This window comes from Ruegeria sp. CDSA141 (genome assembly GCF_059612005.1).
This window is the reverse complement of the sequence record NZ_JBXWPT010000012.1, coordinates 80,169-99,037: the sequence shown is the minus strand read 5'-3', so window position 1 is coordinate 99,037 and position 18,869 is coordinate 80,169. Positions and strand designations below refer to the sequence as shown.

Below are 18,869 nucleotides of genomic sequence, written 5' to 3'. Positions count from 1 at the left end.
GGACAAAATGAGAATGCTAAAACAACTCGGCGCCTCAACGGCCGCCGCTATTGTCGCTAGCCCTGCCTTTGCGCAAGACGCTCCGGGGCTTGATGAAAAAATCAACCAGGCTTTCGCTGACCTGACCGGTCCATTCGTTGGCTTCATCTTCGCGCCATTTCCCGGGACCAGCTTTCCGTGGATCGTGATGTGGCTGGTGATCGCTGCGACGGTCTTCACTCTGTACTTTGCTTTTGTGCAGATGCGGTTCTTCAGTCACGCAATCAGTCTTGTCAAAGGTGACTATTCCGACCCCAATGATGCGGGCGAGGTCAGCCACTTTCAGGCTCTGGCCACGGCGCTTTCGGGCACAGTCGGCCTGGGGAATATCGCGGGCGTCGCCGTTGCCGTCGGCATCGGCGGACCGGGCGCAACCTTCTGGATGATCCTAGCGGGTCTTCTGGGTATGGCGTCGAAATTCACCGAATGTACGCTGGGCGTGAAATACCGCAACGAGTACGAAGATGGCACCGTTTCGGGTGGCCCGATGTACTATATGTCCAAGGGGTTCAACGAATTGGGCTTGCCGGGTGGCAAAATCCTTGCTGTTCTGTTCTCGATCTTCTGTATCCTTGGCGCGCTGGGCGGGGGCAACATGTTCCAGGCCAATCAGGCGCATCAGCAGATCGCGAGCATCGTCGGTGATTATCCTGGCTGGATCACAGGGTTGGTCTTCGCAGCGGTTGTTTTCATGGTCATCGTCGGCGGCCTGAAGTCTATCGCGCGGGTGACTGAGAAGGTCGTACCGTTCATGGGCGTTCTCTACGTTCTGACCGCTCTTGTCATCATCCTGATGAATGCGGATATGATCGGCTGGGCCTTTGGCCAGATCTTCGCCGGTGCCTTCACCGGTCTGGGTGTTGCAGGCGGCATGGTTGGCGCGCTGATCCAGGGCTTCAAACGTGCGGCGTTTTCGAACGAAGCGGGTGTTGGCTCGGCGGCGATTGCACACTCGGCTGTTCGGACCAAGGAGCCGATCACCGAAGGCTTCGTGTCGTTGCTGGAACCGTTTATCGATACCGTGGTGATCTGCACAATGACCGCTCTGGTCATCATCATCACCCAGCAATTGATCATCGATCCGGAAACCGGCAACTACATGCTGAATGAGGCCGGTACGGCGATTGCCACTGTTGACGGCAACTCGGGCGTCAGTCTGACTTCTGCCGCTTTCGGCAGCGCATTCAGTTTCTTCCCGTATATCCTGGCGGTTGCGGTGATTCTGTTTGCCTTCTCGACCATGATCAGCTGGTCCTACTATGGCCTCAAGGCCTGGACTTACCTGTTCGGTGAGGGCCACACCAAAGAGCTGATCTTCAAGGTCATCTTCTGTATCTTCGTCGTCATCGGGGCGGCGGCCAATCTTGGCCCGGTCATCGACTTCTCGGATGCAGCGATCTTTGCGATGGCGGTGGTCAACGTCTTTGCGCTCTACTTCCTGATGAAAGTGGTGCGTCAAGAGCTGGCCTCTTACTCTGAGCGATTGAAAACCGGTGAAATCCGCAAATTCGAACACTAAACCCAATCACTGGGGCGGCCATTGTCGCCCCAGTGCCTGATCAGCCTGTAAAAAGTGCAGATTCTGGTCCAAACCCCCTTGCCAGTATAGTCGAACTTGCGTAAACGGCGCTTCTGATCGCGTGACCGGCCGAGATGGCATGCCGAGTCGCGTCTGAAACCGAACCCGGAAAAGGAGACGGAAATGCCTAAGATGAAGACAAAGTCGAGCGCCAAAAAGCGCTTTAAGGTGACTGCGACCGGCAAGGTCCTTGCTGGCCAGGCCGGCAAACGTCACGGCATGATCAAGCGGACCAAGAAATTCATCCGCGACGCCCGTGGCAACACCACCCTGTCCGCCCCCGACGCCAAAATCGTCAAGGGCTATATGCCCTACGACCGATAAGAGGAGATTAAGACATGTCCCGCGTTAAAGGTGGAACCGTAACTCACGCCCGTCACAAGAAGGTCATCAAGGCTGCCAAAGGTTACTATGGCCGCCGCAAGAGCACCTTCAAGGTTGCCCGTCAGGCCGTAGACAAGGCCAACCAGTACGCAACCCGCGACCGCAAGAACCGCAAGCGCAACTTCCGCGCGCTGTGGATCCAGCGTATCAACGCTGCTGTCCGTTCGCATGACGAGGCACTGACATATTCCCGCTTCATCAACGGCCTGAACCTGGCCGGTATCGAAGTGGACCGCAAAGTTCTGGCCGACCTGGCCGTGCACGAACCGGAAGCGTTCGGCACGATCGTCGCCAAAGCTCAGGCCGCTCTGGCTGCCTGATCCTCTTTTAGAGAGACAGTGAATGAAGGGCCGTCCCATGTGGGGCGGCCTTTTTTTGTTGGAGAGCCGGTTGGGCCGCTTTGAGCCCATAGCGTACAATCCTGAGCTTTGGTAATAGGGATAAACCTATTGAGTATGGTACCGTTATGAACTTTCGAACTCTCTTGTTAGTTTTAGGAACAACGTGCGCCACCATGCCCGCACTTGCGGATTGCTTTGATACGCCAACATGGCATGACGAACCGCTTACTCAGTCATATTTGGATAGTTTGGGTGATGCCTTGGAGCAAGACGTTAGGCTAGCCAGTTTGAATATGTTGCTTATGTCCAATGAACCCGCCCACGCACAGCGGGATGAGTTACAGCGCCTTTGATGCGTACGGCGTTAATGCAATTCGATGGCGACAAAGAAGCGCTCAGAAAGAAACTACAAGAAGGTTCGCTTTATGATGTCATTCAACTAACTGATTTTTCCCGTTCAAATCCTAGGGATCAAAGCAAGATTATCGCGGCTTTCTGGCTAAACGGTTGCGTTGAGAAAGCGCTCGAATTACTTGCATCAGCGACTAACCCGCTGACAAGCCAATACTATATGCCAATAGCGACCGGAGATACCGAGTTACTTCGCAACTTAGCACAACGCCTAGAGCCGGGCGGATACCAACAAAGAAGACTGCTTACTTTTGCAAAGCTGCTTGAGAGCCCGGACACCAAAGCCGAAACACTTCAAGAGTTTTTGGAGTATCTGATGTCGGAAACAAAAGATGCCTATATCAATGATACGATTGATGGCGTTGGACTGAAGATTGCTCTGGACATCGCCCAAGGCCGGCCACCGGATTTAGAATTGTCTCCGATTGAACCGAGCAATGAACCCGACGAGATACAGCACAATGGAATGCGGTTCGCTGCCTTTGTTGCATGGATGAATGCATCAGGGTTTTGCGACGCGACTTGGAAGATGGCCTTTGTCCTCTTGGGTACATCCGCCGAAAGTATGCCTTTCAATCGCGAACTACTTGAAGCGTCCGTGATTAGATGCCTAGAAAGCCAAGACACGTGAAACCCGAATGGGTCAAGGTCAGCTTCGTCCGCCTTGCTGACATTGGCAAATCGGATTGAGGAATTTGAAACCTCTATGTCGTACCAACCCGCTGTAAGGCTTAGTTTTTACCTTCATTCTTCACCAACTGTGCCGCAAAGGCCACGCCGGTCCCCGGTCCAGCATAAGTGACCATGATCACATCATCCAGATAGACTCCGTTGAAGATGCCTGCGGATACGTCATCCCCCGAAATCCCGGCCTCGGCCAGAACAAAGCGGGTGGGTTCGTCCAGGCTGAATGTGCCCATAGCCTCTTCTACGATCCAATCGGTGTCGCCGATCCGACGCCAGCGATTGGTGGCGGTGATCAGGTTGCCGTCCAGCTTGGTGATCTCCAGCTCCATCTCGGTTTTCAGCAGGCCTTTCCCGTGGTTTGGGTTCGATTTGGCGAAGGCCACCAGATAGGTGCCGTGCCAGGTGCCGACGATCTGGGGAAAGCCGCTGCCTTCATTGGCGCTGGAAGGGGTGGCAACCGCAAGGATGGCCACGGCCGCGAGGCTTCGGATGAGCTTTAGTACCATTGGACACGTCTCCTGCATGGGGTGTAATAACCACAGGGTACTTGAGTTGGCGCTTTTGACAAACCCGTGTGTGTAAACACAAAAAAACCGGCGCGGTGGGCGCGCCGGTCTAAGTTCATCCGCCGTGATTGCATGAGTGGTGGCAGATTTATTCAGTTAGGTTCAGCCGAATACACGCCCCAGTGCGCCGTCGACCGCATCAGTGATCTGGTCGATGTCGTCTGCGGTTGCAATCAGTGCGGGCGAGAAGCACAGCGTGTTGTTGCGGCTGGGGATCGAACGGTTGGTGGCCCCGATGATGACGCCCTGCGCCATACAGTCGGCAACAACCGCCTGAACCTTTTTCTCGTCCATGGGCTCTTTGGTGGCCCGGTCGGAAACCAGTTCGGCACCCAGGAACAGACCCTTGCCGCGCACGTCGCCGATAACTTCGTGCTTATCCATCAGCGCCTGCAGGTTGCCCAACATCCGGTCGCCCATATCAATGCAGTTCTGCAGCAGGTTCTCGTCTTCGATGATGCGCATGTTCTCGATCGCAGCGGCCGGACCGGCGGTGCAGCCACCAAAGGTCGAGATGTCGCGGAAATAGCTCATCGGGTCCGACATGTCGTCTTTGAACATGTCAAAGACTTCTTCGGTGGTGACCATTACGGCAATCGCCGCATAGCCCGAGGCAACGCCCTTAGCCATCGTCACGAAGTCCGGCTTGATGCCGTACTGCTGGTACCCGAACCAGGTGCCGGTACGACCAACGCCGCAGACAACTTCGTCGATGTGCAGCAGGATGTCGTACTTTTTGCAGATCTCCTGCACGCGCTGCCAATAGCCTTCAGGCGCCTCGATCACGCCGCCACCTGCGGTCACCGGCTCAAGGCACAGCGCGCCAACGGTGTCGGGGCCTTCGCGCAGGATCACGGCTTCGATTTGGTCTGCGGCCCATTCGCCGAAGTTCTCTTCGGGGGCGCCGTCCAGCTCGTGCTTGCGGTATTCCATGCAGTGGGGCACGCGCACGAAATCAGGTGCGAAGGGGCCGTATTGTGCAGTACGTTCGTCCTGACCACCTGCCGACATGGTTGCCAGCGTCGAGCCGTGATAGTCGCGGTCACGATACAGTATCTTGGTCTTCTTGCCGCCGTACTTCTTGTGCGCGATCTGGCGCACCATTTTAAACGCTTTCTCGTTCGCCTCAGAGCCCGAGTTGGTGTAATAAACGCGGCTCATGCCGGGCATCTTGTCGATCAGTTGCTCGGCAAAGATCGCGCCGGGGATCGAGCCGGCCGAATTGGCGAAATAGCACAACTTCATCAGCTGGTCGTATACGGCCTTACAGATCGATTCGCGGCCATAGCCCACGTTGACAGTCCAGACACCGCCGGAAACCGCATCCAGATGCTCTTTACCTTTCTGGTCCCAGACGCGCATGCCTTTGCCTTCGACAATGATGCGGGGGTCATTGGTTTCAAAGGGTTTATGCTGGATCAGATGATGCCAGATATGGGCGCGGTCAGCCTCGACCACGCGGGAAAGATCGTTTTCGTTGAACGTGCCGTCCATGACAAGTCCTTTCAGTGAGATGCGGTGCAGGGGTGGGGAAACGGTATGCCCCGGCCTATGTTTAAGATGCTTCAGATCACCGCGAATGGCCGGATCTAAGTAGGGCCAGATCGCACCATCTCGTATTGCCAGTCAATAAGGGTATCGTGATACTACGGATTTGTCAGAGCACCAAGTTTATGCTCAAGTCGCGCAAACCGAGTGCAGGGAGGATCAGCAGTTGGCAGCGACCAATATCTATGAGCGTCATTTGGACAAATGCCGGGCGAATTACACACCCTTGTCGCCCCTCTCGTTCATTGAGCGCACGGCGCAGGTTTATCCCGATTACCCGTCGGTCGTTTATGGTGAGCGGCGGTATACCTGGGCTGAAACCTATACCCGGTGCCGTCGGCTGGCGGGTGCCTTGAACGCACGAGGTGTCGTAAAGGGTGATACCGTATCAATTATCGCTGCAAACATCCCCGAAATGTATGAAGCGCATTTTGGTGTGCCTATGGCGGGCGCCGTTCTGAACGCCATCAACACGCGCCTGGATGCGCCGATAGTCGCTTTCATCCTGAACCACGCCGAAACCAAGGCGTTGTTGGTTGATCCCGAATTTTCCGGCGTCGTGAAAGAGGCGCTGGAGCAGGTTGATCATGATATTCTGGTAATCGACATCGAGGATCCCAGCTTTGATGGCGGTGAAAGGCTCGGCAGCCTGACCTATGACGCCCTGATTTCAGGGGGAGACCCCGAGTTTGACTGGTCACTGCCCGAGGATGAATGGGACGCTATCACACTGAACTATACGTCTGGCACAACGGGCAATCCCAAGGGCGTGGTCTATCACCATCGCGGCGCCACCCTTAATGCGCAATCGGATTTGCTGGACTGGGATATGCCCAAGCATTCGAAATATCTGTGGACCTTGCCGATGTTTCACTGCAATGGCTGGTGCTTCCCTTGGGCCATGGCAGCCAATGCAGGCGTGTCCATCTGTCTGCGCGCCGTGCGTGCCGAACCTATCTATGCGGCATTCCGCGATGAGAAAGTCACCCATTTCTGTGGCGCTCCTATCGTTTTGAACATGTTGGCCCACGCGCCAGATGAACTGAAAGACTTTGACCATCAAATCAAGGTGATGACCGCGGGCGCTCCGCCGCCTGCCGCCGTGATCGAAGCGATGGAGGCGATGGGGGTCGAAGTCACACACGTTTATGGCCTGACAGAGACTTACGGGCCCTCGGTCGTTTGTGCGTGGAAGGATGCATGGAACGACAAGGGACCCGAAGACCGCGCCGCTCTGAAAGTACGGCAGGGCGTGCGGTATACGGCGCTGTCTGGTCTGATGGTAGCCGATCCCGAAACGATGGAGCCCGTTCCCGCGGACGGCGAAACCATGGGCGAGATCTTTATGCAGGGCAATGTGGTGATGAAAGGGTATCTCAAGAACCCTGATGCCACGGATGGGGCCTTCAAGGGCGGCTGGTTTGCATCCGGCGATTTAGGCGTCATGCACCCGGATGGCTATATCGCGCTCAAAGACCGGTCCAAGGACATCATCATTTCAGGCGGCGAGAATATCTCGTCCGTCGAGGTCGAGGGTATCCTCTACAAACACCCGGCAGTCATGGAAGCGGCGGTTGTGGCCCGGCCAGACGAGAAATGGGGCGAAACCCCCTGCGCTTTTGTTGAGCTGAAGCCTGACGCAACCGCGACCGAGGCAGAGCTGATTGCCTTTTGCCGGGACAACATGGCCCATTTCAAAGCGCCCAAGACCGTGGTGTTTGGCACCCTGCCGAAGACTTCAACCGGTAAGGTGCAGAAATTCGTTCTGCGGGATCAGGCGCGGGCGCTGGGCTGAAGCTTGGCAAAGATCGACAGGTCCAGATCCAGCATTTCACCCATCCAGATCGCGCGATCGCGGTGATCGGCCAGATGGTCGCCGGTTTCCGGGTGGGTGAAAACCGTAAGGCCCTGCCGGTTCAGCATCAACCACGGAGTGACCTGATCAAAGGCATCAGCCGCAAAGCTCAACTGGCAGCTCCAGCGCGGGTGGGGGCCGACATTACGGCAATGCATGCGCCCCATCTGGACAGGGAACAGACGGGCGGCCTCTTCGCAGACCTGTTGTGCCGTGTTCTGCGTGTCGGCGTCAAAATAGACATGGGCATGGTAGCCGGTGATCTCGGGCATCAGAACCTCTATTGCTTTGATGAAACAAAGCTAAGTCCGATCGGGCCAGACGCCTAGGCGCACAAGCACACAGGATCTGTGCAAGGTTATTGGGGTGCGTGCGCTTCAGGATGTGCTGCGGCAAATGCCGGGTGACCGGCGCAGGCCTTTTCGACCCCCAACAGACGGGGCATGTCCGATAAATCGACCTTCCACCGGCGCGCGTTGTAGATCTGCGGGATCAGGCAAATGTCAGCGAGGCCGGGCTGCGAACCAACACAATAGGGGGTTTGTTCAAACTCACCCAACATGGTCTCAAAGGCCTGCAATCCCGGCTGGATGAAGTGCCGCATCCACTCTCCGGGCATATCGGATGGGTCTTTACTGAGGGCGGTCGCATGTCGTGCAACTGACAGGTTGCAAACAGGGTGAATGTCCACCGCAATCGCATAGGCCAGCGCCTGCACGCGCGCGCGCCCCGCTGCATCGTCGGGCAGAAGGTTCAATTCACGTGTTCTGTCCAGATAGTCGAGAATGGCCAGAGATTGCGTCAGCCGCTGCCCGTCAATATCCAGAACCGGAACGAACCCTTGTGGGTTTCGCGCGATATGTGCGTCACCCTTGTGTTCGCCATCCACCAGGTCGACGACAACCGCGCGATAGTCGATCCTGGTCAGATTCAGGGCGATCCGCACCCGATAGCTGGCCGAGGAGCGCCAATAGTCATAAAGGACGACTTCGCTCACATTCCAATCCGTCAATTGTCGGTCAAGGCGGCGGCGCGAATGGCGTCAGACAACACCTGTTCGTCGCCGATGTGATTGGCCAGCACCAGAACCAGTCGGGCGTTCAGCGCGTCGCTGTCGGCTTTATCAAGCCCTTCATGCGCAGCCAACAGCTCGGCATAGAAGTCGTCAGCATTGTCGATATTCGGGGATAGGATCAGGTCAGACATCGCGCTTACTCCTTACCACAGGCTCTGCGGATCGCATGCCGGAAACTGTTTTCTTCATAGCTGTCCCGTCGCGCCGCCACGTGCTGATCGGGGCGGATCAGATAAACTGCGCTGGCTGCGTCGCCCAGATAGCGACGTTTCAGCGCCAGGGTCAGGTCATCCTTGACCGACAGCGCCAACCGCGTGACTTCAACCCCGTCTTCTTCCAGCACCTCCGGGGCATCTGCGTCAATTGTCAAAAGGGTGAATTTGCCTGCCAGTCTGGGCAACAGGAACTCATCACCCAGCGGCGCGTCCGGGCAGGCCGAGCCGGGGCGTGTCTCGGCTGGGCCATCCAGCGCGTCGGCAGAGTTCAGCGAAGAGCTGTCATAGGTGCAAGGTTGACTCAGGCGTCCTGAATTCACCAACGGACGGGCAAACTCGTACTGCTCGCTCAGGTCCAGAACCGCATCCCGCAGAACCCGCGACATCTCGGATTTCGGAGTGATGAAATCGGTCGAACGGCTGGATTTCTGGATGTTCTCATCAGCCCCGTGCACGCGTTCCGCGTTGTAGCTGTCCAGCAGGCTTTCGGGGGCTTTCCCATCCAGCACCAGTTTCAGCTTCCAGCACAGGTTGTCAGTGTCCTGCAGGCCGGAATTGGCACCGCGCGCGCCAAAGGGGCTGACCTGATGCGCGCTGTCGCCTGCGAAAAGGACCCGTCCTTTGCGGAAGCTTTCCATGCGGCGACACTGGAATGTATAAATCGAGACCCACTCCAGCTGAAACTCGACGTCATCCCCAAGCATTGCCTTGAGGCGCGGGATCACATTCTCGGGGCGCTTTTCGCGTTCCTTGTCGATGTCCCAACCCAGTTGCAGGTCAATACGCCAGACATTGTCGGGTTGCTTGTGCAGAAGCGCGGATTGCCCGCGATTGAACGGAGGGTCAAACCAGAACCAGCGTTCCGAGGGGAAATCGGCATCCATGATCACGTCCGCGATCAGGAAGTTGTCTTCGAAAACGCGTCCTTCGAAATCGATACCCAGCATCCGCCGGGTGGGGGACGCCGCGCCGTCGCAGGCGATCAGCCATTCGGTCTCGAGTGTATAAGGGCCTTCGGGGGTTTCGACTTCCAGCCGAACGTGGTCTTCGTGGGTGCCGATCGCCTCAACCTTGTTGCGCCCGCGAATTTCGATCGGCGCGCTGTCTGCCTGCAACTCGCGAACACGTTCTACAAAGTAGTTTTCAAAGTGGTATTGCTGCAGGTTGATGAAGGCCGGGTTGGCGTAACCTTCGTCCGGTTGCAGGTTGAATTCATAGACCTGACGATCATCGAAAAAGACCTTGCCGCGGTCCCAAAGAACGCCTTTGTCGACCAATCGCTGACCGCAACCCAGCCGGTCTGCAATTTCCAGCGTGCGTTGGGAAAAACAGATGGCACGGCTGCCAAAACTGACCTTGTCGTTCTCGTCCAGAACCACGACTTCGACCCCCTGTTGGGCCAGATCGATAGCGGCGGCCAGACCAACCGGGCCCGCACCGATCACGATGACCTTGCGCCTGACGGGCATCGGGCTGTCCTGATCCGGGCTGCGTTCATATCCGTAAAGCGGCGATTCAAAGATCTTGTTCATGGGCTCCCCCCAAACAGATGCACCGATGTGCTGCATATCCTGTCCCCCGGCGACGGGCGCCGGAGGCCTTGGCTTATGGTTTCATCGAATCCCGCCGCAAAAAACGATCTGGATCAAACTCGACCGTTTTTCGTCAACCTTGCAGAGCCTCCCACATCTCCAGATCGCGCTGTGCGGTCCAGATACGGGGCGTGTCGATGCCGCGAGCTTCGTCATAAGCGCGAGCCACGTTGAACGGCAGGCAGTGCTCGTAGATCGCGTAATCGGCAAATTTGGAGTCACATTCCGCTCGGACTGCATCCCATGCTTCCTTCAGACTGCCGCCACGTGCCGCAACTTTGGCCGCCGGGCGGTAGGTGCTTTCGACAAAATCGCGGGTATTTTCAATGGCCGCATTCACCATATCCTTGCCGACCAGCGCATCGCCGCGCCCCGGTGCAATGGCGTCGACATCGAACCACTTGATCTCGTCCAGCGTGTCACCCCAGTCGCTGAAATGCCCATCGCCGCAATAGCAGGCCGAGTGATACTCGACGATATCTCCGGTGAACATCACGTTCTGATCGGGCACATGGATGACGATATCGCCTGCCGTATGCGCGCGGCCCAGATGCATCAGGTCGATCCGGCGGTTGCCCAGATAGACGGTCATCGTATCGCTGAAGGTGGTGGTGGGCCAGGTCAGGCCGGGGATGCTTTCGTGCCCTTCGAACAGGCGCGGGAAACGCTGGAATTCGCTGTCCCAATCTTCCTGACCTCGCTCCACGACCATGGCGCGGGCCATGTCCGACATCACTATCTGCTGCGCGCCGAACGCGCTTGCGCCCAGAACACGTACTGCGTGATAGTGGGTCAGGGCCACATGCGTTATCGGTTTGTCGGTGACGGAACGCACGCATTCGATCACCTTGTTTGCCAGACGCGGAGTCGCCTGCGCCTCGACTATCATCACGCTGTCGTCACCGATGATCACACCCGAGTTCGGGTCGCCTTCGGCGGTAAAGGCATAGAGCCCTTCTCCGACTTCAGTGAAGCTGATCTTTTTTTCCGACATGTCCCCCTGGGACGCGAATGCTTTGGCCATGGTGGGTTCCTTATCGTGAATATGGGTTTTCAAGAGCAGGCAGAACGGTGCCGACACACTCACCGAAGCCGATCGTGTAGCCGTCCGCACTGGCCGCACCGGTAAGGGTCAACGTGTCGCCATCCTCGATGAAGCTGCGGGTTTCACCGCTGTCCAATGTCAGGGGTTCCTTGCCGCCCCAGCTGAGCTCCAGCAGCGAGCCGCGTTCAGGTTTGGTTGGCCCGGAAATGGTTCCGGATCCCAGTAGGTCGCCCGTGTTCATGGGGCATCCTGATGTGGTGTGATGCGCCAATTGCTGCGCAGCAGAATAGTACATCTGGTTGTAGTTGGTCCGGGCAATCGTCGTGGCGGTTTGCCCGGTAGGTGCCATGGTGATCGCCAGATCGATGTCATAGAGCATCGGGCCGCAATCCTTGAGGTGATCCAGCAGCTCGAACTCGCGGGGCGGTGTGTCGCAGCGGAATGGCTCGAGGGCCGCCTTGGTCACGATCCATGGGCTGATCGAGGTGGCCGTGGCCTTTGCCTGAAACGGGCCCAGCGGCTGGTATTCCCATGCCTGGATGTCCCGCGCGGACCAGTCATTCAGAAGCACGTAGCCGAAAATATTGTCATCCGCTTCCTGCACGGTGATCGGACCATCCGAGGGTGTTCCGACAATCGCGCCCATCTCAAGCTCGATGTCAAAGCGACGGCTGGGCAGGAAGGCGGGCAAGTCCTGATCGGGCGCTTTCAGCTGACCCCAGGGGCGGCGAATTTCCGTTCCCGATACCACGACCGAAGATGCCCGGCCGTTATAGCCAATCGGAATATGCAGCCAGTTCGGCGGCAAAGCGTTTTCGGGCCCCCGGAACATGGTGCCGACGTTGAAGGCATGGTTTCGACCCGCATAAAAGTCGGTGTATTCGCTGACGGCGAAGGGCAGATGCATTTCCGCGTCTTCTTGTTTGACAAGCAGAGGTTCGACCTTGGCTTGCTCGTCTGAACCTTCGGCCAGAAGGCTGATAAGCCGTTCGCGCAGCGCGGTCCAGACGGCTGGACCTTCCTCCATCAGAGGGTTCCAGAACGGCATGTCGAACAGTGGCTCATCGGTCAGGGAGATCAGGCCCTCGGCCTCGGCTGCGGTAATGTCAAGGATCATGTTACCGATGGCCACGCCGCAGCGCGGATCATCACCTTCGGTCGAGAAGACGCCGTACGGAAGGTTGTTCAGTGGGAACGGATGTGTCGCGTCATTGGCCGACGCAACCCAAGAAGTCATTAAAGGCATATCTTGCCCCTGTTTGTTATGTTCTAAGAGGTTCTGAAGGATCTTAACTCCGGAACAGCGATTGCAATAGCACGAAGCCGCCTCGGTTGTGGCACATCGTATGCGAGGGGCGCGTCACTGCACACCGGTTGCCGAGGAATGTTAGCTCAGCAACCGGTTCAATTCCACGCCAGCAGAACGGCTGCAATGAAAGTGAACCAGTGGGCGGCTCATTTCTTGCCCGGCGTCCCGTCGAACTTTTTCTCAAGGGATGTCCAGCAGTCGATGTAGTCATCCTGCAGTGGCGCTTGGGTGGCAGCAAACGGGGTCAGGTGCTGTGGGAAGCGGGTTTCGAACATGAACGACATCGTCTGATCCAGCTTGTCCGGCCCCAGATTGGAATATGACGCCTTGTCAAAAGCTTCCCTGTCAGGGCCATGCGGGATCATCATGTTATGCAGGCTAGTCCCACCCGGCACGAAGCCCTGCGGTTTCGCGTCGTACTGACCGTAAATGTTGCCCATCAGCTCGGACATGATGTTCTTGTGGTACCATGGCGGGCGGAAGGTATCTTCCATTACCATCCAGCGTTCACGGAACAGGACAAAGTCGATATTGGCCGTACCCGGCTGGCCGGACGGCGCCGTCAGAACGGTAAAGATCGACGGGTCGGGGTGGTCAAACAGGATCGCGCCGACGGGGCAATAGTTGCGCAGGTCGTATTTATAGGGCGCATAGTTGCCGTGCCATGCCACGACATCCAGCGGGCTGTGGCCGATCCTGGTGGTGTGGAATTGCCCGCACCATTTGATTGTCACGGTAGAAGGGGTTTCACGATCTTCATAAGCCGCCACCGGTGCCTTGAAGTCGCGCGGATTGGCCATGCAATTGGCCCCGATCGGCCCGCGACCCGGCAATTCAAATTTCTGACCGTAATTCTCGCAGACAAAGCCGCGCGCAGGGCCTTCCAGAACCTCAACCCGGTACAGCAAACCACGCGGAATGATCGCGATTTCCTTTGGCTCCAGGTCAATGATTCCCAGTTCTGTCGCAAATCGCAGGCGCCCTTCCTGTGGCACAACCAGCAATTCGGAATCAGCCGAGAAGAAATAGTCATCGACCATGGATTCCGTGACCAGATAGATGTGGCTTGCCATGCCGACCTGCGTGTTCACATCACCTGCGGTCGTCATGGTCCGCATACCCGTCATCCAATTCAGACCTTCATCGGAATACGGGATGGGATCCCAACGGTACTGACCAAGGCTGATCACATCCGGATCAATACATGGGGCCGATTTCCAGTAGGGCAGATCGATTTTTTCATAACGATGCGAATGCTTTACGGATGGGCGAATACGATAGCACCAGGTGCGCTCAGGTGGGTTGGCGGTAAAGGCCGTGCCACTCAGCTGCTCTCCGTAAAGACCATAGTTGCACCGTTGCGGGCTGTTCATCCCTTGCGGCAAGGCCTCGGGCAGGGCCTCGGTCTCAAAGTCGTTCCCAAACCCGGGCATATAGCCTGCGTGAGTTCCGACAGGCGTTGCAGCCTGTGTCAGCGTATGCGGATCAGTCGGACGATTCATTGCGTTTTCCTCCGTTTGCTGCTTGTCGGTTAATAGTTGATTTTGTAACTAACAAGCATGACACACGATGAATCCGAAAAAAATGATGACTTTGATTTGCAGAATTTTCTGCCCTTCCTGCTGAATCAGGCTGCCGAACGGGCTTCGCTTGAGTTTCAGGCTGTTTACAAGGGCCGCTATGGGATGCTCAGAACCGAATGGCGGGTGTTGTTCCATTTGGGGCTGTTTGGCGAGATGACCGCCAAGGAAATCGGAGAGCGCGCCAGAATGCACAAAACCAAGATCAGCCGTGCGGTCGCCAAGCTGGAAGAACGTCGATATCTGAAACGCACGCGGGACGAAGCGGATCGGCGGGCGGAATGGCTGACACTGACACCGGCAGGGCAGGCTGTGTATCGTGACCTGCGCGGCGTTGCTGCCAAGTACGATGCGAAACTGTCAGGCCTGTTCAAACCGGAAGAGGCCGCGTTGTTGCGTCAAATGCTGCAAAGGTTGGCCGGTTTGGACTGATCTATGGCAATTGATGCGTGTCGCCCCCAAATGGGGATCATGCTTGATACGGACATTAAAATGACCTCGCTAGATTCCGCTTCGGATTCCACACATTCTCTGATCGATTGGTTGGTCAACAAGGGGCTTGAGGGCGCCGGGCAAGAAGAGTTGTTGGAAGGGTTTTGTACCCGATTGGTAGATATTGGTGTTCCGTTGTTGCGCTTTCATGCGGCGCAATCGACCCTGCATCCGGTCTATGGCGGCACCGGTTACAGCTGGTACAACGGCGCGGGTGGCGAATCCGAGACGTTTGAATACACGGACACGCCCAGCGAAGTTTGGCAGCGAAGCCCTCTCTATGCGCTGCTAAACGAAGATCTGGATGAAATCCGGGTCAAACTGGTCGAGCACAACGAACCCAGCCGCTTTCCCCTGCTGAACGATCTGCGTGAAATCGGAGCAACCGATTATTATGCCACCGGCCTGTCTTATGAAGGAGCGAAACAACTGCGCCCCGACGGCACGAAAAAGGTCAGCGATGGCGTTCTGATGTCCTGGACCAGCGACGCACCGAACGGATTTGAAGACAGCGATCTGAACCGAATACACACTGTACTGCCGCATCTGGGGCTGGCGCTCAAATCCGCAAAGAACCAGGAATTGGCCAAGGATCTGATGCGGGTTTACCTGGGGCGGGATGCCGGTCGCCGGGTTCTGTCGGGTGAAATTCGGCGCGGGTCCTTACAGCAAATCGATGCGGTGATCTGGAATTTCGACCTAGAAGGCTTCACCACGCTGTCCGAAGACCTGCCAGGGCATGAGATCATCGACATGCTGAACGACTATCTGGCTGTTGCCGTGGGTGTGGTGCATGACAAGGGCGGTAACATCCTGAAATTCATGGGCGACGGGCTGATGGCCATGTTCGATGTCGGAGAGATCGACGAAGACGCTCGCGCTGCGCTGAGCGCCGTGCCTTTGTTGCAGTCCCGCATGGATGAACTGAACGCCAAACGCCGTGCGCAAGGCCTGCCTGTGGCAAACTATACGCTGGCGCTACACTCCGGCGAAATTCTCTATGGCAATATCGGGTCCGAGACGCGACTGGACTTCACCGTGATCGGCCCGGCTGTAAACCAGGCCGCCCGCATCGCGGGCATGCACCGGTCTTTAGGTCAGAGAATCCTGATCTCGGACGACGTCGCCCGCGCTGCACGACCCTGCGCGCAGGAACTTGTCTCGGTCGGTCGCTACATGCTGCGGGGTGTGAATGAGCCGAAAGAGCTGTTTACGGTATACAGTCCCGGCGAACCATAAGGAACCGAGTGAAACTGCGGCTATTACGTTCAGCATTTCCGAACCTGAAGGACTAGATGGAACGTCTTGGTTTAGCTGGGCATGAGCGGCGGGTTAGCCCGGACGTTCAAGAATAATGCGGCCTTAATCCAATAGCTGGTTTGAGCTTCCAGCGGAGGTCGTGGCAAGACTGCCGGGAGGCTATCGTAGGGCGCGAAGAGGGCTTCCATTGGCTTCAGAAAATTGTTGATGCTACGTTGACCTGATTTGGAGTATGCATGACCGACCTCAATGATTTTGAAAAGATGGAGCGCGAAGGCTGGGCCAATCCAGCTATCGCCAAGGGTTATGCAGATGGGTTCGACCGAGCTACGCTCGTTGTGGCGCAAAGGCTTTCGGATGCAGTTTCGGCTGGACCTAAATCAACGGTTCTTGATCTATGCAGCGGGCATGGTGTGGTCGCTGCAGAACTCACGTCAAGAGGCGCTACTGTAACCGGGCTCGACTTTTCTGCGGCAATGATTTCCCTTGCGCAAGCAGCTGTGCCGGACGCTTCCTTCATTCAAGGAGATGCGATGTCAATGGACTTTGCCGATAAAAGCTTTGATGCTGTCACTATTGGTTTCGGCGTACCGCACTTTCCCGATCCCGAACGTGGTTTGGCGGAAGCGGCAAGGGTATTGAGACCGGGAGGGCATATCGCATTTTCAATCTGGAGAGGGAAAGGATCAGATGGTGCATTCGGTTGGTTGTTCGATGCGGTTGGACGTCTGGGCGACCCCTCGGTCACATTGCCCTTCGGACCTGATGCTCATATGCTTGCGGACCGCGCTGCTGCTGAAACTAAAGTCACCAAAGCGGGATTTGCAGAGGTTCAGTTGATCGAGGTGCCGTCAGAACTGCATGTGCAGCAACCTGAAGACTTGTTTGATGCCTTTGACCAAGGCGCCGTTCGCGCAGCATCACTTTTGGGAGCGCAGCCAGTCCTAAAACGAGATGCAATTCGCTCTGATCTGGCGGCACGTACTCGCTCTCAAGGTATTAAACACAATGGCGGTTTTCTGGTCCCGGCTCCGTCCGTCATCGTTTCGGCCGTTCGCCGCTGACTTTAGCAAACTCTTTGTGATTATGCGCGTGCAGCGACTGGCAAGTTTGTCCCGCTAGCCGGTTTTGATATCCCCTGAACCGACCGGATGACCTGCTGAAACCGTCAGATGAACAGTTCAAGCCAATTCGGCAGAGGCTGCAATTCGCGCCTTTGTCTGGTTATCGATACGCTTTGCCGGCCGCGAGACAGCTTCGGGTTTTTTAGGCTATATCTCTCCATAACAAGTGGGAGAACTGTATGTGCAAGTTTAGAAATGCCCATGCCGCTGATGCGGATCGCTGCTTCGAAATCGAGACCGCGGCCTACGAAGGTGAAGAGGCTGCGACACACGCCAAAATCTGCAGGCGGATTGAGACCTACCCCGATGGCTTTCTGATCCTTGAAGTGGATGGAACGGTCGTTGGCTTTATCAACTGCGGATGCGCTCATGAGGTTGAAATGTCTGACGAGGAGTTCAAGGAACTTATCGGCCACGACCCTGACGCGCCCAATGTGGTCATCATGTCCGTTGTCGTAGACCCGACCGAACAAGGCAAGGGCTATTCAAGGTCTCTGATGGATGAGTTTGTCAGGCGAATGCAGCAGATGAACAAGGCAACGATCCATCTGATGCGCAAAGAGCATCACGTGTCGCTTTACGAGAAGCTGGGCTATAGCTATCTGAGACGCTCTGCCTCCGACCACGGAGGAATGGCATGGCATGAGATGAGTATGGGACTTTGAAACAAAACTTACTGTCTCTCAGCTAAACGGACATATGGTCCTCCAAGCGGAACGGTAACTTTGTCCGCAGAGCCGTCGCCGAAACAGCATATCAGAAATCAATCTCCACACCCGGCAGGTTCAGCTCTTTCATCATGTCGCGCAGCTCCTGACGGGCGGCGATGTTCGAGATGTTCAGCTGTTTGACGCCGATGTCCTTGAGGTCCAGCAGGGTCAGGCCACGGGGAAACAACTCGCGGAAAATAACCCGCTCGGAAAAGCCCGAGGCGACGCGAAAGCCGATGCGCTGCGACAGCATCTCGATCGCGCGCTGCATCTTTTCCTTGTTGACCATGCGTTGTGTACCGACGCGGTTGCGAACGACGACCCAGTCGATGGGCTTTAGTCCAGCCTGCGCCCGCAACTGTCGTGCGTTCCAGACCATCTCGGAATAGACAGAGGGGCCAAGAATCTTCTCTCCCTGCGAGTCGATCCGTGCCAACAGGTCGAAATCAATGAAGCTGTCGTTCAGCGGGGTGATCAGTGTGTCGGCCAGCGAATGCGCCACCTGACTGAGCCGGGTATGAGACCCCGGGCAGTCGATCAGAATAAAGTCGCTGTCGCTTTCCAGTTGGGAAACGGCGGCAGACAGGCGATGGTCATAGATATTCTCGCCCGGTTTCAGCGTGGCGGCATCAATCTCGGGCAGGTCGTGATGGCGCGGGCTTGGCAGAGTCAGGTCCGAGCTTTTGAGGAAGTTGTTGCGGTTCTCGAAATAGCGTCCCAGACTGCGTTGACGCAGGTCCAGATCCAAGGTGCTGACCTTGTGCCCCAATCGGGCCAGTGCGGTTGCCACATGCATCGACACGGTCGATTTGCCTGCGCCACCCTTTTCGTTCCCGACCACAATGATATGTGCCATGCTTGTATTCCCAAGTCTCGCCGTGCTTCACTACACGTTGTTGGTGCCCACTATATGTTGTGTCGACCGCGATGAAAAGAACCTCAAGCGGCGCTTTCGGGCAATATCAGACTCTATTTGGGAAAACCTAACGCAGAACACGGGTTACACAGGGCGCTTGCCAATGCAATGACACTGATTCACTGTCGAAAAACGGTTTCG

At 56.6% G+C, this 18,869-nt stretch carries 19 protein-coding genes; 9 read left to right on the top strand and 10 right to left on the bottom strand.

Annotated features, from left to right (window positions below; translation table 11 throughout):
- Window positions 1–7 precede the first annotated feature (7 nt).
- The 4 genes from AC2FLP_RS16415 to AC2FLP_RS16400 all read left to right on the top strand — a co-directional run bounded on the left by AC2FLP_RS16415 (window position 8) and on the right by AC2FLP_RS16400 (window position 3,385).
- Window positions 8–1,558 (top strand): alanine/glycine:cation symporter family protein, encoded by a 1,551-nt coding sequence (locus AC2FLP_RS16415; RefSeq protein ID WP_117869938.1) that lies wholly within the window; start codon window positions 8–10, stop codon window positions 1,556–1,558.
- Window positions 1,559–1,741: 183 nt separating this feature from the next.
- The gene (gene rpmI, locus AC2FLP_RS16410; protein WP_010443552.1) at window positions 1,742–1,942 is read left to right on the top strand and encodes a 50S ribosomal protein L35; all 201 of its coding nucleotides are present in this window, start codon (window positions 1,742–1,744) and stop codon (window positions 1,940–1,942) included.
- A gap of 14 nt (window positions 1,943–1,956) precedes the next feature.
- A complete protein-coding gene (gene rplT / locus AC2FLP_RS16405; RefSeq protein WP_170561280.1) occupies window positions 1,957–2,322 on the top strand; it encodes a 50S ribosomal protein L20 in 366 nt (121 codons plus the stop codon).
- Window positions 2,323–2,695: 373 nt separating this feature from the next.
- Window positions 2,696–3,385: a hypothetical protein gene (locus AC2FLP_RS16400; RefSeq protein WP_496684928.1), complete on the top strand. Its 690-nt coding sequence runs from the start codon at window positions 2,696–2,698 to the stop codon at window positions 3,383–3,385.
- 100 nt (window positions 3,386–3,485) lie between these two features.
- On the opposite strand, the gene AC2FLP_RS16395 is transcribed toward AC2FLP_RS16400, so the two are convergent.
- On the bottom strand, window positions 3,486–3,947 hold the full coding sequence (locus AC2FLP_RS16395) for a hypothetical protein (protein WP_496684929.1): 462 nt from the start codon (window positions 3,945–3,947) through the stop codon (window positions 3,486–3,488).
- 162 nt (window positions 3,948–4,109) lie between these two features.
- Window positions 4,110–5,501 (bottom strand): aminotransferase family protein, encoded by a 1,392-nt coding sequence (locus tag AC2FLP_RS16390; RefSeq protein ID WP_299900354.1) that lies wholly within the window; start codon window positions 5,499–5,501, stop codon window positions 4,110–4,112.
- A 220-nt stretch (window positions 5,502–5,721) separates the two neighbouring features.
- Between AC2FLP_RS16390 and AC2FLP_RS16385 the strand changes: the two genes are divergently transcribed.
- Window positions 5,722–7,350 (top strand): acyl-CoA synthetase, encoded by a 1,629-nt coding sequence (locus AC2FLP_RS16385; RefSeq protein WP_496684931.1) that lies wholly within the window; start codon window positions 5,722–5,724, stop codon window positions 7,348–7,350.
- Here AC2FLP_RS16385 and AC2FLP_RS16380 read toward each other — a convergent pair.
- The 7 genes from AC2FLP_RS16380 to hmgA form a co-directional block, all read right to left on the bottom strand.
- Entirely contained in the window at window positions 7,329–7,682 is a 354-nt protein-coding gene (locus tag AC2FLP_RS16380) for a DOPA 4,5-dioxygenase family protein (protein WP_299900359.1), read from the bottom strand. The genes AC2FLP_RS16385 and AC2FLP_RS16380 overlap by 22 nt on opposite strands.
- Window positions 7,683–7,768: 86 nt before the next feature.
- The gene (maiA, locus tag AC2FLP_RS16375; RefSeq protein WP_496684933.1) at window positions 7,769–8,407 is read right to left on the bottom strand and encodes a maleylacetoacetate isomerase; all 639 of its coding nucleotides are present in this window, start codon (window positions 8,405–8,407) and stop codon (window positions 7,769–7,771) included.
- Between the two features lie 11 nt (window positions 8,408–8,418).
- The gene (locus tag AC2FLP_RS16370; RefSeq protein WP_117869932.1) at window positions 8,419–8,616 is read right to left on the bottom strand and encodes a DUF2783 domain-containing protein; all 198 of its coding nucleotides are present in this window, start codon (window positions 8,614–8,616) and stop codon (window positions 8,419–8,421) included.
- Between the two features lie 5 nt (window positions 8,617–8,621).
- On the bottom strand, window positions 8,622–10,232 hold the full coding sequence (locus AC2FLP_RS16365; RefSeq protein WP_496684935.1) for an FAD-dependent oxidoreductase: 1,611 nt from the start codon (window positions 10,230–10,232) through the stop codon (window positions 8,622–8,624).
- A 133-nt stretch (window positions 10,233–10,365) separates the two neighbouring features.
- Window positions 10,366–11,316: an MBL fold metallo-hydrolase gene (locus tag AC2FLP_RS16360; RefSeq protein ID WP_299900369.1), complete on the bottom strand. Its 951-nt coding sequence runs from the start codon at window positions 11,314–11,316 to the stop codon at window positions 10,366–10,368.
- A 10-nt stretch (window positions 11,317–11,326) separates the two neighbouring features.
- Window positions 11,327–12,583 (bottom strand): fumarylacetoacetase, encoded by a 1,257-nt coding sequence (gene fahA / locus AC2FLP_RS16355; RefSeq protein WP_117869930.1) that lies wholly within the window; start codon window positions 12,581–12,583, stop codon window positions 11,327–11,329.
- A gap of 209 nt (window positions 12,584–12,792) precedes the next feature.
- Window positions 12,793–14,148: a homogentisate 1,2-dioxygenase gene (hmgA, locus tag AC2FLP_RS16350; RefSeq protein ID WP_299900375.1), complete on the bottom strand. Its 1,356-nt coding sequence runs from the start codon at window positions 14,146–14,148 to the stop codon at window positions 12,793–12,795.
- A 57-nt stretch (window positions 14,149–14,205) separates the two neighbouring features.
- On the opposite strand from hmgA, the gene AC2FLP_RS16345 reads away from it, so the two are divergent.
- The 4 genes from AC2FLP_RS16345 to AC2FLP_RS16330 all read left to right on the top strand — a co-directional run bounded on the left by AC2FLP_RS16345 (window position 14,206) and on the right by AC2FLP_RS16330 (window position 17,767).
- Window positions 14,206–14,658: a MarR family winged helix-turn-helix transcriptional regulator gene (locus AC2FLP_RS16345; protein ID WP_117869928.1), complete on the top strand. Its 453-nt coding sequence runs from the start codon at window positions 14,206–14,208 to the stop codon at window positions 14,656–14,658.
- A gap of 60 nt (window positions 14,659–14,718) precedes the next feature.
- Entirely contained in the window at window positions 14,719–15,957 is a 1,239-nt protein-coding gene (locus AC2FLP_RS16340) for an adenylate/guanylate cyclase domain-containing protein (protein WP_496684937.1), read from the top strand.
- A 257-nt stretch (window positions 15,958–16,214) separates the two neighbouring features.
- On the top strand, window positions 16,215–17,042 hold the full coding sequence (locus tag AC2FLP_RS16335) for a class I SAM-dependent methyltransferase (RefSeq protein WP_299900381.1): 828 nt from the start codon (window positions 16,215–16,217) through the stop codon (window positions 17,040–17,042).
- A gap of 239 nt (window positions 17,043–17,281) precedes the next feature.
- Complete coding sequence (locus AC2FLP_RS16330; RefSeq protein ID WP_496684940.1) at window positions 17,282–17,767, top strand: GNAT family N-acetyltransferase; 486 nt, start codon at window positions 17,282–17,284, stop codon at window positions 17,765–17,767.
- Between the two features lie 91 nt (window positions 17,768–17,858).
- On the opposite strand, the gene AC2FLP_RS16325 is transcribed toward AC2FLP_RS16330, so the two are convergent.
- Window positions 17,859–18,668 carry a division plane positioning ATPase MipZ gene (locus AC2FLP_RS16325; protein ID WP_117869926.1) on the bottom strand — a complete coding sequence of 270 codons (810 nt, stop codon included), beginning with the start codon at window positions 18,666–18,668 and terminating at the stop codon, window positions 17,859–17,861.
- Window positions 18,669–18,869: the final 201 nt, after the last annotated feature.